Genomic DNA, 15987 nt, shown 5'->3' on the forward strand with positions numbered 1-15987 from the left:
GACCGGCCAGACCGGCCCGGCGCACCCTCAAGCGACGTGGCGCAAACCTTCACAAACTGTGAGAACTATGAAACTCTCTTCCATGCATCGGACCCGTACCAATGGAGGCATGGACATGACGCACCACCCGACCGACCCCGACGAGGCCACCCCCGTACCCGACACCCCCACACCCAGCGGGCTCGGCCGCCGCGGCTTCCTCACGCTCGCGACCGCAGGCGTCGCGGCCAGCACGCTGAGCGTGACGATCGGCTCCCTGTCCCCCGCGGCAGCCGCGACCGCACCCGTCCCCGCGACGGGAGCTGCGCCGTCGGGCCCCGTGCCGCGCAAGCGCGAGCTGCGCGCCATGTGGATCTCGAGCGTCGTCAACATCGACTGGCCCTCGGCCGCCGGGCTCAGCGCCGAGCAGCAGAAGGCCGAGTACCTGCACTGGCTCGACGTCGCCCAGCAGTACCGCCTCAACGCCGTGTTCGTGCAGGTCAGGCCCACGGCCGACGCGTTCTGGCCCAGCCCCCACGAGCCGTGGTCGCAGTACCTGACCGGGACCCAGGGCAAGGACCCCGGCTACGACCCGCTCGCGTTCGTCGTCGAGGAGTCGCACCGGCGCAACATCGAGATCCACGCCTGGTACAACCCGTACCGCGTCTCGATGCAGGCCGACCCCGCCCAGCTCGTCCCCGAGCACCCCGCCCGCCGGCACCCCGAGTGGGTGTGGGCCTACGGCGGCAAGCTCTACTTCGACCCGGGCCTGCCCGAGGCCCAGGAGCACATCCAGCGGGCGATCCTGCACTCGGTCGAGAACTACGACCTCGACGGCGTGCACTTCGACGACTACTTCTACCCCTACGCGGTCGCGGGCCAGACCATCCCCGACGCGCACACCTACGCGACGCACGGCGCGGGCTTCGCGACCGTCGAGGACTGGCGCCGCCACAACGTCGACACGTTCGTGCAGTCCATCTCGCAGCGCATCAAGCAGGTCAAGCCGTGGGTCAAGTTCGGGATCAGCCCGTTCGGGATCTGGCGGAACGCCTCGACCGACCCTCGCGGCTCGGCCACGAGCGGCTCGCAGTCCTACGACATGCAGTTCGCCGACACGCGCAAGTGGGTCACCGAGGGGTGGCTCGACTACATCAACCCGCAGATCTACTGGCAGATCGGGCTCGCCGTCGCGGACTACGCCCGGCTCGTGCCGTGGTGGGCCGAGGTCGCGGCACAGTCCGGCACGCAGCTCTTCGTCGGCGAGGCGCTCTACAAGGTCACGTCGGGGGTCTTCACCGACCCTGCCGAGATGTCGAACCACCTGACCTTCACGCAGCAGGTCGACGCCGAGGTCGCGCCCGTGCTGGGCAACGTCTACTTCTCGGCCAAGCACGTCCCCGCCGACCCGCAGGGCTCCATGACCCGGGTCCTCGAGGACCACTACCGTCACCCAGCGCTCGTGCCCGCGATGCCCCGGCTCGGGGTCTCGCCGCTGCGCGTCCCGGTCCTCGCCAACGCCCGACGGGTCCCCGACGGCGTCCGGCTGCACTGGAACGACACGGGCCCCCGCCGGACCCGGGCCACGTCCTTCGCGGTCTACCGGGTCGAGGGCGACGCCCGCCACATCGACATCGAGGACGCGACCCACCTCGTCGCGACGGTCCGCACCTCGGGGCACGTCGTGCAGGACTGGGTGGACGAGACCGCGCTCACCGGACGCCGCTACACCTACGCGGTGACGGCGCTCGACCGGCTGTGGAACGAGTCGCGGCCCAGCGGGGTGCGCCGGGTCTGACACGCCCTCTGCCCTCGCCGTCGGACGGCGGCGCGGGAGGACGGCGGCGCACGGCGTGACGTCCCGCCTCGTGCTCCCGTCCTCCCGCGGCGCGTCCTCGCGGGACCTGCGGCACGCGCGGCCTCACGCGGGCAGCGCGAACCGCCCGTCCGGGTCGAGCTCGCGGCGCACGGTCGCGAGGTGCGCCTGGTCGCTCGGCGACCACAGGTCGAACGGGGCGGCCTCGCTGATCGCCCCCGCGAAGTTCGCCTGGGTGCGCCCGAGCGACCAGGGGCGTGCGGCCTCGAGCAGGCCGTTGATCGCCGCCGGCACGGCCTCCGCGAACAGCTCCGGGACGGGGAGGCCGATCGTGAAGAGGGCGAACGCGGCGTCACGGCCCGTGACGGAGTCGGGGCCGTGCGTGCCGTCGGCGAGCGCCCCGCCGAGGTGCCGGATCTCGGTCATCATGAGCGGGGTCTGCGTCTGGGGTCCGGCGAACTCGAGCACCGCGTCGGCCGTCCGGGGCTCGAACGTGTGCAGGAGGGTCGACCCGTCGAGGAACGGCATGGGATCGGTCGGGTCGGCGTGCACCCCCCCGATCTGGGCGTAGGGGATCTCGGCGATCGAGTCCATCACGATCGGCACGGTCGTGCGCAGCGGCGCGATGGCCCGCAGGACCTCGGACAGCGGCCGCGTCGAGGCCACGCGGACGTTCGCGACGTACTGGCCGCGCAGCGGCTCGGGCACGAGCTCGAGCGGCGGCAGGCGCAGCAGCGCGACCGAGGTCGTGATGTCCGACGGCGCCGTCGCGACCCAGTCGGCGTAGGTGCGGAAGAGGGTCGCGGCGTCGTCGCCCAGGGCGAAGAAGTTCCCGCCCGTGACCGTCTCCAGGTTCAGCAGGCGAACCGTCACGGAGGTCACGACGCCGAGCCCCCACTTGCCGCCGCGCAGGGCACGCAGCACCTCGGGGTGGTGGGCCTCGTCGACGTGGATCAGCTCGCCGTCGCCCGCGACGACGTCCGCCTCGACGAGGTAGCTCGACCCGAAGCCGACCTCGCGCGCCAGCGGACCGATCCCGCCGCCGAGGAGGAAGCCGACCGCTCCCACGTCGGGCGACGACCCGGTGACGGCCGCGAGCCCGAGGGGGGTGACGACGTCGAGCACGTCCCGCCAGCGGGTCCCCGCCGCGATGCGGGCCGTGCGTGCGGGCTCGTCGACCTCGACCCCGGTCAGGTCCGCGGTGCTGAGCGCGATCCCGCCGTCGATCCCCCGCGCGAACCCGTGGCCCGTGCTGAACACCGTGACGGGCAGCCCGAAGAGCTTGGCGGTGCGGACGGTCGCCTGGACGTCCTCGGGGGACGTGGCGTGGACGACGTAGTCGGGGTGGTGCTCGACCGCGATGTTCATGCCGGAGAGCCGGGCATCGGGGTCCGTCCCGGCGAGGACGCGGCCGGTGACGCTCTGTCCGAGCGCGGCGAGCACGACGTCCTGAGTGGTCTCGTGGGCAGTCATGGGAAGTACCTCTCGCAGGATGGTGGCGCGGAGCAGCGCTATCAGAGAGGGAGGACTGGGAGCGCTTCCGGTGACAGTCCCGCCGTCGGGTGACGGAAATGTCCTCCCCTCGGGTCGTGCGCGCCACGCGGAGGCGCCCCCCGTGGAGCCGCGCCATGATGGGCAAGGGCGCGCGCACGCCCCCGGAGCCGAGGAGCGACGATGCCCCACCCCACGGACCACCCCCAGCCCACCCCCGTCGCCCCGCTGCGCGGCACGCCCCCGCCCGAGCTCCGCCGGCAGGAGGGCCGTGCGGCCCGCACGCTCCTGCCCCGGAGCACCACCGCGACCTGGGCGCCGCCCGCCGACCGTCGCGACCCCGTCGGGATCCTCACCGCGCAGAACGCGAGCCGCGTCCCGGACCTCGTGCCGCTGCGCATGGGCCGCATGGCCGCGACCCCGTTCTCGTTCTTCCGCGGCGCGGCCGCGGTCATGGCCGCCGACCTCGGCACCGGGCCACGCTCCGGTCTGACCGTGCAGCTCTGCGGCGACGCGCACCTCGCGAACTTCGGCGGCTTCGCGTCCCCCGAGCGCTCCCTCGTGTTCGACGTCAACGACTTCGACGAGACCCACCACGGCCCGTTCGAGTGGGACGTGCAACGGCTCGCGGCCAGCCTGGAGATCGCGGGCCGCCACCGCGACCTGCCCCCGGCCGCGAGGCAGCAGATCGTCCTGGCGGCCGCGCGCGCCTACCGGGAGACGCTCCGGACGTTCGGGGACATGGGCCACCTCGACGTGTGGCACGTCCAGCTCCGTGGCACGGAGGTCGTCGAGAAGTGGCGGGACTCCGTCCCGCGGAGCGTCGTCGACAACCTGGGCAAGGCCCTGCGCAAGGCACGGACCAAGGACCGGCAGAAGGCCCGCCGCCGCCTCACCCGGGTCGACGACGACGGCGAGCTGCGCTTCCGCAGCGACCCGCCCCTGCTCGTCCCGGTGCGCGAGCTGTTCGACGACGACGAGCAGTCGCGCCTGCTCCAGGTCGTGGTCGGTGCGCTGTCCGCCTACGGCGAGTCCCTGACGGGGGCCCGTCGCGTCCTGCTCGAGCGCTACCGGCTCGTGGACCTGGCACGGCGGGTCGTCGGGGTCGGGAGCGTGGGCACGCGGTGCTGGGTCGCGCTCCTGGTGGGCCGCGACAACGACGACCCCTTGTTCCTGCAGGTCAAGGAAGCCGAGCCGTCGGTCCTGGAGGCGTACACGTCCCCCAGCCCGTACCCCGAGAACGGGCGGCGCGTCGTCGAGGGCCAGCACCTGCTCCAGGCCACGAGCGACGCCCTGCTCGGGTGGAACACCGTGCAGGGCGCGGACGACCGCCGGCACGACTACTACTTCCGCCAGCTCTGGGACTGGAAGGTGTCGGCGGACCTCGACGCGATGGTTCCCGACGCCATGGCCGCGTACGCGCAGATGTGCGCGTGGGTCCTCGCGCGCGGTCACGCCCGCTCCGGCAACGCGCTCGCGATCGGGAGCTACCTCGGCAAGGGAGACGTCGCCGACCGCTCGTTCGCCGAGTTCGCGACCCGCTACGCCGACCAGAACGAGCTCGACCACCGTGCCCTGCTCGACGCGATCGCCGCGGGGGACGTCGAGGCCGTCACGGGCGTCTGAGGCCGGCCCTCGCCAGGGACGTGCCCGACGGCGGCGCTCGCCTCACGCGCCCGGCCGCGCGGGCGTCAGATCTGGTCGAGGCGACGCAGGATCGCCCCCTCCCGCAGGGCCCACGGGCAGATCTCGACCTCGGCGACCTTGAGCGCCTTCATGGTCTCCTCCGCGACCACGCCGCCCGCGACGATCTGGAAGGTCCGCTCGGCCGTGATGCCCGGGAGCTCGGTGCGGCCCGACGCCGGGATGCGCGCGAGGCGCGGCACCCAGTCCGCGAGCTGCGAGCGCTCCATGCGCCACCGTTCCTCCGGCCCCACGACCGCGACCTTCATGCCCGCGAGCCGCGCGAGCGACCGGAACGTCTTGGACGTCGCGACCACGTGGTCCGGGCGCGGCAACGCCTTGACCTCACCCAGCGCCCCCGCCAGGACCTCCCGCACGTGCGCGCGCAGCGCGGCGACCTGCCTGGCCGAGGGCGGGTCGTCGGGCAGGAACTCGATCGTCATCCGACCGGCGCCGAGCGGGACCGAGACCGCGACGTCGGGCTCCTCGTCGAGGCCCGACGCGATCTCGAGCGAGCCCCCACCGATGTCGAGCACCATGAGGCGGCCAGACGCCCACCCGTGCCACCGCCTCGCGGCGAGGAACGTCAGCCGTGCCTCCTCGGGCCCCGACAGGACCTCGATCGGGACACCGACGCGCTCCTCGATCGCGGCCAGCACCTCCGCGCCGTTGGTCGCCTCGCGCAGCGCCGAGGTCGCGAGGGCCAACGACTCCTCGGCCTCGTACTCGCGGGCCAGGGCAGCGGCCTCGTCGGCGGCGACCAGGAGCGCGTCGACACCCTCGGCCGAGATCGAGCCGTCCGGCTGCAGGTAGCGCATGAGCCGGACGACCGAGCGGCCGGACGCCGCCGGGTCCGGGCGCGCGCCCCGCTCGGCGTCCACGACGAGCATGTGGACCGTGTTGGAACCGATGTCGAGCACCCCGAGTCGCATCAGGCCACGGTAGCGGTCACCCGTCCGGGACGGGCGCGCCGGGACGGCAGGCGCGCCGTCCGCCTACGACTCGTGGTTCGCGCCGTGCATGGTGCGGTTCGTGCGGCCGACGAGGCGACGCACGTGCGTGTCCGCACCCCGCTCGGCCGCGGTCGCGGACCGGGTGTCGCGGCGGTGGTCGTGGCGCTTGCCGGTGTTGCGGTACCGCCCCCACGTGAGCCCGTAGAACAGGGGACCGGCGAGCAGCAGCGCGATGACGACGACCGCCTTGACGGCCCCCTCCTCGCCGGACGAGGAGTCGGCGACGACGGTGAGCGCTTCCAGGGCGAGCACGTGCATCAGAGTCCGATCACGACGAGGAGGAGGGCCGCGACGGCCGCCACGGCCTCCACGACCACGGACACGGCGAGCAGCCGACGGTGGTTGACCGGGACCGACCCCATGGTCTCCCCCGTCCTGCCGTTGACCGCGACGTAGTGCAGGCGCGAGCTCCCGTTCCGGCGGACCTCGTTGTAGGAGTACAACCACACCGGCAGGTACGCGGCGACCCAGCGCTGCCCGACGACCGTGAGCCGCTCGTGGTCCCACCGGACGCCGCGGTCGTAGAACTCGACCATGTCCCGGGCCCGGAACCGGGCGATCTCCTTGGCCTGGGCGAACGCGGGCTCACGCACGCCGTCGACGTCGGTGTCGCGCCGCTCGGCCGTGAACCCCGACAGGTAGCCGGAGTCGTAGCGCACCGCGTTCTCGACGTCGAACGGCAGGATCGTGTTGATGACGTTGTTCGTCCGGGCCCCGGCGCCGTGGTCGCGCCGGTCGGCCGACGACTCGATCGTCAGGTCGTCGACGTGCAGGTCGAACTCGCGCACGACGTCGTACAGGTCGGCGTCGTAGCGCGTCTCCGACCGCTCCTGGCCGTTCGCGTCCTTGATCGTCACGGTGTACCTGCGCACGAGGTGCTCGCCCTGCCCCTCCAGCCGGGCCTTGGCGTTGAGGTCGACGACGAGGTACGGCATGTAGACGCCGACGACGTTCTCCGGGACGAACTCGGCACGGAACCGTGGGTGCGCGTAGAACTGCCGCTTGCCCACGAACTCCCTGACCCGCTCGACCGCGTCGGCCTGCGGCAGCCGGAACGGAAGCAGCACGTCGGGCACGGAACCGTTCGGGACCTGCTGGTTGACCGACAGGACGCTGCGGCACCAGTGGCAGCGAGCCTGGGTGCCGTGCGCCGTGTCGACGACGACGTCCGCCCCGCACCCCGTGCACCGGAACGTCAGGACCTCGTCGGACGAGGGGACGATGTCGGTGCTGCCCGACCCCAGCACGACGCCCTTGAGCGACCCGATGTCCCCGTCGAGCCCGAGGTCGGCGAGCGTCACGGCGCTCACCCACTCGTACCGGCAGAACCCGCAGCGCAGGGTGGCCTTGACGATGTCGTACGCGATCTCGGTCGCCCCGCACCGGATGCACTTGACCAGGCCGTCCTGCGCACCGGCGTCGGTGCGCACCACGGTCGGGCCCCCGGTCTGGCCTCCGGTCTGCGGCGCCCCGGGGTGCGGGCCGCCGGCCCCGGCCGCGCCGGCCTCCGGGGGCATCGACCCCTGGGACGGTGCGTGGGGCGGTGCGACCGGGTCCGGCTCGTGAACGGTCATCGTCGGGCCCTCAGAACCCGAGGACCTTGGCCTTGGCGGCGTCGTAGTCCGCCTGGGTGATGAGCCCCTGGTCGAGCAGCGACTTGAACTGGGTCAGCTTCGCGACGGGGTCCTCGGCCGCAGGGGCAGCGGGTGCCGCGGGTGCTGCGGGCTCCGCGGGCGCCGCCTGCTGGACCGGCACCTGCTGGACGGGCACGACGGGCTGCTGCAGCCCGGACATCGCACCCCCCGCGGCGTTCATGCCCATGCCGAGGATCGCCATGTTCGCCCCGCCTCCTGCGCCTCCGGGGTTCTCCCCCGCGGCCTGGATGCCGCGCGCCGCGGCCTGCTGGAGGAACGAGTTCCCGCGAGCCCCGGCGAGCGCGTCGGCCTTCTTGACGTCGCTGAGCAGCGCCCGCGTGTCCTCGTCGTACTCGATCGCGGCGAGGGCGACCTTGACGATCGACAGGCCGCGGTAGGAGGTCCACTGGTAGCCCTCCTCGACCGCGCCCGCCAACGACTCCGCGAAGCCCACCGAGTCGCTCTGGATCCGGGTGATCCGGTTCCCCTTGTCGGGGTCGTTCGTGTAGTTCGAGAACGCGGCCGCGAGCGACCCGACGACCTCGGTGAAGAGCTGGCTCGCGGCGTCGTTGTCGAGGTCCGAGAAGTCGAAGACCTTCGCGCCGGCCCCGAGGTAGGTGAGCGGCACGAACTGCTTGACGAAGAGGATCGGGTCGACGATGCGCAGCGAGTAGGAGCCGCGGGTGATCGCGCCCACCTGGGCGCCCAGGTAGGCGTCGTCCCAGTAGATCTCCGACTGCGTGCCGAACCGGTTGTTCGGCAGCTCCTTGAGGTTCACGTAGAACCCGAGCTGCTGCGAGCCGGGCTGCCCGCCGAACTTGAACCGCTCCCAGGACGTCGTGACGAGCGGGCTCAGGAAGCCGTTGTCGGCGAAGATCGACTGGGAGTTCTGGTCGTCGGACGTGAACACGTACCCGCCCGGCTCGGCCACGAAGCCCGTGAGCGCGCCGTCCTGGAACGTCAGGAGCCCGTAGCCCTCGGGGACGACGAACCGGCTGCCGTTCGTGATGATGTTCGCCGAGCCCTTGGTGTTGGACCCGCGCCCCGCGTTCTGCCCCTGCGCGACGGCCGGGAAGAGGGCCGCGGTCGGCGCGAGGTGCGGCGGCGGGGTCAGGAAGTCCTTCCACTGGTCCGCGAGGGTGCCGCCGAGGGCACCGGCAAAGGCCTTGATGAAACCCATCGAGCTCTCCGTCCGATCGGGCGGACGGTGCCGCGCGTGACCTGTCGTCTTCGCGTCCGGGCCGTCGTGGACCGTCCGCGATGGGCACAGTATCGACTTTCGCCCTGGAACGTCACGCTCGGCCGCTATGGGGCCTTCTGCTCTCGCAGTGCGGACGTCGGCGTCCCAGCAGCAGGCCGCACCGGTGGCACGACGCCCGCACCCCGGTGGTGCTCATCGGTGGTGCTCACCGGGGGGCGAGGCGGGCGGGCGGCTCGGTGGAAGAATGGCGTCGTGCCCCACGACACCCCCGCAGCCCCCCTCCGGACCGTCGGCTGGATCCACGTCCGGGACGGTCGGCTGCTCGTCGTCCGCAGCCGTGACAACGAGCTGTTCTTCATGCCGGGCGGCAAGCTCGACCCCGGCGAGAGCGACGCCGAGGCGCTCGTGCGCGAGATCGAGGAGGAGCTCGGCGTGCTGCTCGACCCGGCCACGGTCAGGTCCGGGTTCGTCGCCGAGGCGCCCGGGCACGGCCTGAGCGGCAGGCTCGTGCGCATGCACTGCTTCTACGCCGACCCGCTGCCTGGCTCCCCGGACGCCGCCCCGCAGGCGGAGATCGGAGAGCTCACCTGGATCGGCGCGCGGGACGCGCACCGCGTCCCGCCCGCGGGCCGGATCGTCCTGGAGCGGCTGGTGGAGGCAGGGGTCCTGGCGGCCTAGTTCGTCTGCTCGCCGGAGAGCAGCAGCGGGCAGCGGCGGGCAGCGGCGCCTCAGCGCCCTGCGCGCACCTCGTCGCGCCCCGCGGCCTCGGCGCCCAGGACCGCCTCGGCGTCGGCCACCACTGCCGAGGCCTCCTCGCGGGCTGCGGCCAGCGCGGACGACCGGGCGGCGACGATCGCGTCGTGGAGCTCGGCGTGCACGCGCCGCCGGACGGACCGGGCGAGCGCCTCCTCCTCGGCCTCCTCGACCCGGGCCCCGGCCGCACGCCTCTCGGCCACGTGCTCGGCGACCTCGTCCGCGATGCGCCGGTCGGCGTCGTCGAGCAGTGCGACGACCGCCGTGTCGGCCGCGCGTCCCAGGCGGGTCTCCTCGAAGTCCTGCGTCGCCCGGTCCACGATCCTCCGGGCCTGCCCGACGACGAGCGACCCCAGGGCGGGTGAGTGCGCCTTGAGGGAGGCCAGGTCGTAGAGCAGGACCCCGTCGAGGTCCGCGACCCGCGGGTCGACGTCGCGGTGCAGGGCCAGGTCGAGGACGACCATGGGGCGGTGCGGGGCCTCGTCCCCGGCGGCCTCTGCCGCGCGGGAGCGGGCACGGACGACCGCGGCCGCGTCGAGCACGTGCCCCAGCGCGTCACCGCCCCCCGCGAGCACGTCCCCCTCGGCGGGCAGCGCCTCGGCCCGGGCGGCGAGCGCCCGTCCGCGAGCCCCGCTGCACGAGACCACGAGGTCGGCGTCCTCGAGCGCCTCCACGAGGTCCGTCACGGCCTCGACGCCGCGGTCTGCCGCGAACTGCTCGGCTCGCCCTGATCCCGAGTACACGCGCACGTCGTCGCAGCCGCGGGCTCGCAGCGCCGCGAGCGAGGCCCCGGCGTAGGAGCCCGTGCCGATGAGCACGGCGCGGACCTGGCGCCACGGCGGCAGCTCGGCGCTCGCGAGGTCGAGCCCCAGGGACACGACCGACCGGCCGTTCCCGCCCAGGGTGGTCTCGTTGCTGATCTTCTTGGAGGTCCGCGAGGCCGTCTGGAACAGGAGCTCGAGCGTGGACGACGTGACGCCGCCCTCGCGGGCTTCCTCGAGGGCGCGCTTGACCTGCCCGGCGATCTCGCGCTCGCCGACGACCATGGAGTCCAGGCCGGCGGCGACCTCGAAGAGGTGAGCCGCGACGTCGGGCCCGGTGCGGGTCGAGAACGCCCGCACGGCGACGTCCTCCTCGACTCCCGAGGCGGCGGCGACGAGGCGCGCGACCTCGTGCGCGGCGTGCTGGACGCCCCAGCCGTCGACGGGCGAGTCGACGTCCAGGTACACCTCGAACCGGTTGCACGTCGCGACGACGACGGCACCGGTGATCGCTTCGCAGGTCGCGACGGCCGTCCGTCCGACCGACCCGGCGCCCGTGGACAGGAGCTCGAGGGTGGACATGTCCAGCTCGTGGTGACTTGCAGTCATCGACAGGAGAACCACAGTGCTCCGATTCAATCATTGCTGCCTGTGCGGGGCAGAATCGGTTCTTGTGACGTTCACCGCGCTTTCCGACAACCATCCTCTCGTCGACGGTCGGACGACGAATTCCCCGCTCGTGCGTGCATTGCGCGGGGAGCGGCCAGAGACCGCCCCGGTGTGGTTCATGCGCCAGGCGGGCCGCTCGTTGCCCGAGTACCGCGAGCTGCGCCAGGGCGTCGGGATGCTCGACTCGTGCCTGCGCCCGGACATGGCGAGCGAGATCACGCTCCAGCCGGTCCGCCGCCACGGCGTGGACGCGGGCATCTTCTTCTCGGACATCGTGATCCCGCTCAGGCTCGCGGGGGTCGAGGTGGACATCGTCCCGGGCGTGGGCCCGGTCATGGGTCAGGCCTACCGGACGCCCGACGACGTCGCGCGCCTGGTCGAGCACGAGCTCACCCCGGAGTCGCTCGCGCCCGTCACGGAGGCCGTCGCGCTCACGGTCGCGGCGCTCGGGTCGACGCCGCTCATCGGGTTCGCCGGGGCCCCGTTCACGCTCGCGGCATACCTGGTCGAGGGGCGGCCCTCGCGCGACCACCTCGCGGCGCGCACGCTCATGCACGCCGACCCGGAGTCGTGGGCCCGCCTGACGGCGTGGACGGCGCAGATCACGGGTGCGTTCCTGCGGGCGCAGGTCCTGGCGGGGGCGAGCGCTGCCCAGCTGTTCGACTCGTGGGCCGGGAGCCTGTCCCTGGAGGACTACCTCGTGGGCGCCAAGCCGGGCAGCACTGCCGCGTTGTCGCAGGTCAGCGACCTGGGGGTGCCCGCGATCCACTTCGGGACGGGCACCGGGCACCTGCTGGGGGCCATGCGGGACGTGCTCACGGAGGCAGGCGTGAGCCACCCGACCGTGGGCGTGGACTACCGCACGCCGCTCGACGAGGCGGCCCGCACGCTCGGCGGGTACGTGCCGGTCCAGGGCAACATCGACCCGGCCCTGCTGGCCGCGCCGTGGCCCGTGCTCGAGGCGCACGTGCGCGACGTCCTGCGTCGTGGGAGCGCTGCCCCGGGGCACGTGGTCAACCTGGGGCACGGCGTGCCGCCCGAGACCGACCCGACGGTCCTGACCCGGGTCGTCGAGCTGGTCCATTCCGTCCGGAACGTGTCAGAACCAGCGTGACCCCGGGCTCGCGCCTGGTCTGACACACCCTCGCGGCGGGGGCACACTTGACGTGTGCATCCCGTTGCTGATGGATCGTCCGGCCCTTCCTCCACCACGTACGACGCGGTCGTCGTGGGCGCCGGCGTCGCCGGCCTCACCGCCGCGCGCACGCTGCGCCGTCGGGGCCTGCGGGTCCTCGTCCTGGAGGCGGCCGACCGCCCAGGTGGCCCCGTGCACGGCGACAAGCTGGGCTCGACGGGGCTGTCCGTCGACGTGGGCGCCGAGTCCTTCGCAGCCCGTGGGTCCGCGGTCGGCGACCTCGTCGAGGGACTGGGCCTGACCGTCGTCGAGCCTGCGCCGATCAGCGCGTGGGGCTACGCCGCGAGCCGCGCGTTCCCGCTGCCGCAGGCCGGGATCATGGGCATCCCGGCCCACCCGTTCGCGGCCGACGTGCGCCGCGCCGTCGGTTGGCCCGGTGCGCTGCGCGCGGGCCTGGACCGCATCAAGCCGCGCCGCTGGGTCGACGAGGAGAACCTCGAGACGTTCACGCGCTCGCGCCTGGGCCGCCGCGTCGCGGAGCGTCTGGTCGCGCCGGTCGCGGCGGGCGTGCACTCGGCGCCGCTCGAGCGCCTGGACATCGACGCCGTCGCCCCGGGCCTGCGCGACGCCTACGCCCGCGAGGGCTCGCTGAGCAAGGCCGTCGCGGCGCTGCGCGCCCAGGCCCCCGCGGGCTCCGCGGTCCGCGGCATCGAGGGTGGCATGCACCGCCTGGTCGAGGAGCTCACGGTGGCCGTGACGGGCGACGGGCCCGGCGGCGCGGCTCCGGCCGGGGGTGTCGGCCCGGCCGGAGAGCTCCGGACGCGCCACGAGGTGGTGGGCCTGGAGCACGCCCCCGACGGGGGTTGGGCCGTCCAGGCCGAGGGCCCCGGCGGTCCCGTGACCTTCCGTTCCCCGCGCCTGCTCGTGACGACCCCCGCGGTCGTGGACCTGGTGTCCCCGCTCGCGGGCCGCACGGCCGACCCGGTCCCGGACCCCGAGCCGGGAGCGGACATCCGGCTCGTGACGCTCCTGCTCGAGGCCCCCGAGCTCGACGGCGCCCCGCGCGGCAGCGGCATGCTCGTGGCCCCGAAGCCCCGTACGTGGTCGACGCGCGACGAGAACCACCGGGCGGGCGCGCACGACCCGGTCCAGGCCAAGGCGCTGACCCACTCGACCGCGAAGTGGCCGTGGCTGGCCGCCCGGGTGGCGGGCGCCGTCGGGCCGGGGCACCACGTGGTGCGGCTGAGCTACGGGCGCATCGGGGAGACGGTCGAGCCGTCCCTGGAGCAGGTGGTGCGTGACGCGTCGGTGCTGCTGGGCGTGGACCTCGAGGGCAAGGTGCGCGAGCACCTGTCGACGCGCTGGAACGGGTCGCTCCCCCCGCCCACGCCCGTGTACCGGCGCGAGGTCGCGGCGTTCGTCGAGCGGGTCTCGCACGTGGACGGCCTGGGGGTCACGGGCGGATGGATCGCGGGCACGGGCCTCGCGGCGATCGTGGGGCACGCCCAGGAGTGCGCGGAGAAGCTCTGAACAATTGTTCCGGGACCCATTCCGGACGTGCTGACAATTCGTCTTCTCGTCATGACGTGATGTCAGGTCAATGTCACTCCCGGGACAATTCCCCGGAAAGCCGCACCGAACGGGTGCACGCGCATTTCGGGTTGCCCCACCCGCAGAGGACACTGGGACCGTGAGCATTCGTGTCGGAACCCGTGGCAGCGCCCTCGCGACGACCCAGACCGGTCTCGTCGCCCGGCGCATCGAGACGCTGACCGGGCAACCGGTCGAGATCGTGCGCATCCGCACCGAGGGCGACGTCCGCACCGGCTCGCTCGCCCAGATGGGCGGCACCGGGGTGTTCGTGACCGCGCTGCGCGAGGCCCTGCTCGACGGTCGCTGCGACGTCGCCGTCCACTCCCTCAAGGACCTCCCGACCGGGGCCGCCGAGGGCCTGACCCTCGTGACCCCCGAGCGCGAGAACCCGCGGGACGTCCTGTGCGCACGGGACGGCCGGACGCTCGAGACCCTGCCACGCGGCGCCAGGGTCGGCACGGGTTCGCCCCGGCGCGCGGCCCAGCTCCTCGCGGTCCGCCCCGACCTCGAGGTGCTCGACATCCGTGGCAACGTCGACACGCGCCTCGCCCGCGCCCTCGGCCCCGACGCCGACCTCGACGCCGTCGTCCTCGCCTACGCGGGACTGTCCCGCCTGGGCCGCCTCGACGCCGTGACCGAGGTCATCGACGTACGCGTCATGGCCCCCGCGCCCGGGCAGGGCGCGCTCGGGGTCGAGGTCAGGACCGCGGACCTCTCGCCGCTGTCCTCGTTCGACCTGCTGCCCGACGGCGGCACGAACCGCCCCCTCGACCTCGCCGACGTCGTCGCGGGCCTCGACCACCTCCCGACCCGCCTCGCCGTGCTCGCCGAGCGCGCGCTCCTCGCCCGCCTCGAGGCCGGCTGCGCAGCGCCCGTCGGCGCGCACGCCGTGGTCGAGGACGACGAGATCCGGCTCTCGGCCGTCGTCGCCCGGCTCGACGGGGCGCAGGTCCTCACGCACGCGGCCCGGGTCTCGCTGCCCTCGACCGCAGGCCGGGCGGGAGCCGGTGGCACGCACGGCGACGCCGGCACGGCCGACTCCCTCGCCCGGGGCCTGGGCGTCCAGGTCGCCGACGCGCTCCTCGGGGGCGGGGCCGCCGAGCTCGCACCGCTGCGCGCGACCGGGCCGGGCGCTCGCACCGACTCGCTCTGGGCTCCCGGCACGGCCCCGACGGACGGCGGGGTCGGGACCGACGAGCCGCTGACGGCCGGCGGCACCGACGCCCCCGTGGACCCGGAGCAGCGCTGATGCCCGGGCGGCTGCGCGACCCGCAGCGCGGGCGGGACCTGCCCTCGCTGCCGCCGGACCCCGTGACGGACGCCGCCCCGGCGAGCGACGCCGTCGGGCCCGACGGCAACCACGCGGACACCGGCGCCCTGCCCCTGCGGGGGAAGACCGTGCTGCTGCCCCGCTCCCCCGAGCGGGCCGCCGCCCTCGCGGCACGGTTGCGCGCCGCCGGGGCGACCGTGCTCGTGAGCCCCGCGATCGAACGGGCCCCCATCGAGGACACGGCCGCGATGGACGCCGCCGTCGCGGACCTCGGGGAGTTCGCGTGGGTCGTCGTGACGAGCGTCAACGCGATCGACGAGCTGGCCGCGAGCGCCGCCCGTCGTGGCCTGTCGCTCGCCGAGCTGTCGGGACGGGCACGGCCTGGCGGTCCCGCAGGTCCCGGCACGCGGTGGGCCGCGGTCGGTCCGGCGACGCGGCGCGCGCTGGAGGCCGCGGGGGTCCACGTGGACCTCGAGGCGCCCGTGAACTCGGCCCGCGGGCTGCTCGCGGCGTTCGACGCGCTCCCCGCCCCGTGCGCCCCGTGGCGCGTGCTCGTGCCCCAGGGCGACCTCGCGAAGCCCACCATGTCCCAGGGCCTGCGCGAGCGCGGCGGGGACGTCCACGTCGTGACCGCGTACCGGACCGTCGCGCACGCGCTCTCCCCGGACGTCGTCGAGGCGTGGCGGGCCGGTACGGTCGACGTGGTCGTGCTGACGTCGGGCAGCGTGGCGCGCGAGGTCGCGGCCCAGCTCGGCACGGACCCGCGCGTCGCGGGCGTCGCGATCGGTGAGCCGACGGCGGAGGCCGCGCACGCGGTCGGGCTGCGGGTCGAAGCGGTGGCCGAGCAGGCGACCGACGACGCCCTGGCCGCCGCGGTGCTGCGCGTCGCCGCCACCTCGCCCGCACCACCCGGCCCGGGCCGTGCCCGTGCCGACCTCGCATCCCCGACAGAAGGCAGGAACCACCCGTGATCCGTCCCCGCCGCCTGC

General features: G+C 74.1%; 13 protein-coding genes. 7 read left to right on the forward strand and 6 right to left on the reverse strand.

The window, feature by feature from the left end; all coding sequences use genetic code 11:
- The first annotated feature begins 109 nt into the window (after positions 1–109).
- On the forward strand, positions 110–1777 hold the full coding sequence (locus tag NHG27_RS04980) for a glycoside hydrolase family 10-like protein (RefSeq protein ID WP_497014957.1): 1668 nt from the start codon (positions 110–112) through the stop codon (positions 1775–1777).
- 123 nt (positions 1778–1900) lie between these two features.
- Here the strand turns inward: NHG27_RS04980 and NHG27_RS04985 are convergent, their stop codons facing one another.
- Positions 1901–3268 (reverse strand): FAD-binding oxidoreductase, encoded by a 1368-nt coding sequence (locus NHG27_RS04985; protein ID WP_497014958.1) that lies wholly within the window; start codon positions 3266–3268, stop codon positions 1901–1903.
- A 201-nt stretch (positions 3269–3469) separates the two neighbouring features.
- Here NHG27_RS04985 and NHG27_RS04990 point away from each other — a divergent pair, with 201 nt between their 5' ends.
- A complete protein-coding gene (locus tag NHG27_RS04990; RefSeq protein ID WP_497014959.1) occupies positions 3470–4912 on the forward strand; it encodes a DUF2252 domain-containing protein in 1443 nt (480 codons plus the stop codon).
- A 65-nt stretch (positions 4913–4977) separates the two neighbouring features.
- Here NHG27_RS04990 and NHG27_RS04995 read toward each other — a convergent pair whose 3' ends face one another.
- The 4 genes from NHG27_RS04995 to NHG27_RS05010 form a co-directional block, all read right to left on the reverse strand.
- Complete coding sequence (locus NHG27_RS04995; RefSeq protein ID WP_497014960.1) at positions 4978–5901, reverse strand: Ppx/GppA family phosphatase; 924 nt, start codon at positions 5899–5901, stop codon at positions 4978–4980.
- Between the two features lie 63 nt (positions 5902–5964).
- Positions 5965–6234 carry a hypothetical protein gene (locus NHG27_RS05000; RefSeq protein ID WP_193719086.1) on the reverse strand — a complete coding sequence of 90 codons (270 nt, stop codon included), beginning with the start codon at positions 6232–6234 and terminating at the stop codon, positions 5965–5967.
- 5 nt (positions 6235–6239) lie between these two features.
- A complete protein-coding gene (locus NHG27_RS05005; RefSeq protein WP_497014961.1) occupies positions 6240–7556 on the reverse strand; it encodes a TFIIB-type zinc ribbon-containing protein in 1317 nt (438 codons plus the stop codon).
- A 10-nt stretch (positions 7557–7566) separates the two neighbouring features.
- Positions 7567–8796 (reverse strand): SHOCT domain-containing protein, encoded by a 1230-nt coding sequence (locus NHG27_RS05010; RefSeq protein WP_497014962.1) that lies wholly within the window; start codon positions 8794–8796, stop codon positions 7567–7569.
- A gap of 273 nt (positions 8797–9069) precedes the next feature.
- On the opposite strand from NHG27_RS05010, the gene NHG27_RS05015 reads away from it, so the two are divergent.
- Entirely contained in the window at positions 9070–9495 is a 426-nt protein-coding gene (locus NHG27_RS05015; protein ID WP_193719089.1) for an NUDIX hydrolase, read from the forward strand.
- 50 nt (positions 9496–9545) lie between these two features.
- On the opposite strand, the gene NHG27_RS05020 is transcribed toward NHG27_RS05015, so the two are convergent.
- Positions 9546–10955 (reverse strand): glutamyl-tRNA reductase, encoded by a 1410-nt coding sequence (locus NHG27_RS05020; RefSeq protein ID WP_497014963.1) that lies wholly within the window; start codon positions 10953–10955, stop codon positions 9546–9548.
- A gap of 49 nt (positions 10956–11004) precedes the next feature.
- Between NHG27_RS05020 and hemE the strand changes: the two genes are divergently transcribed.
- The 4 genes from hemE to NHG27_RS05040 all read left to right on the forward strand — a co-directional run bounded on the left by hemE (position 11005) and on the right by NHG27_RS05040 (position 15969).
- The gene (gene hemE, locus NHG27_RS05025; RefSeq protein WP_497014964.1) at positions 11005–12114 is read left to right on the forward strand and encodes a uroporphyrinogen decarboxylase; all 1110 of its coding nucleotides are present in this window, start codon (positions 11005–11007) and stop codon (positions 12112–12114) included.
- A gap of 54 nt (positions 12115–12168) precedes the next feature.
- The gene (locus tag NHG27_RS05030) at positions 12169–13665 is read left to right on the forward strand and encodes a protoporphyrinogen/coproporphyrinogen oxidase (protein WP_497014965.1); all 1497 of its coding nucleotides are present in this window, start codon (positions 12169–12171) and stop codon (positions 13663–13665) included.
- 160 nt (positions 13666–13825) lie between these two features.
- Positions 13826–14977, forward strand: a complete 1152-nt coding sequence (gene hemC, locus NHG27_RS05035) for a hydroxymethylbilane synthase (RefSeq protein ID WP_497014966.1) — start codon at positions 13826–13828, stop codon at positions 14975–14977.
- A complete protein-coding gene (locus tag NHG27_RS05040) occupies positions 14977–15969 on the forward strand; it encodes a uroporphyrinogen-III synthase (protein WP_497014967.1) in 993 nt (330 codons plus the stop codon). The genes hemC and NHG27_RS05040 overlap by 1 nt, the downstream gene beginning before the upstream one ends.
- Positions 15970–15987: the final 18 nt, after the last annotated feature.

It is taken from the genome of Oerskovia sp. 140933 (genome assembly GCF_059651515.1).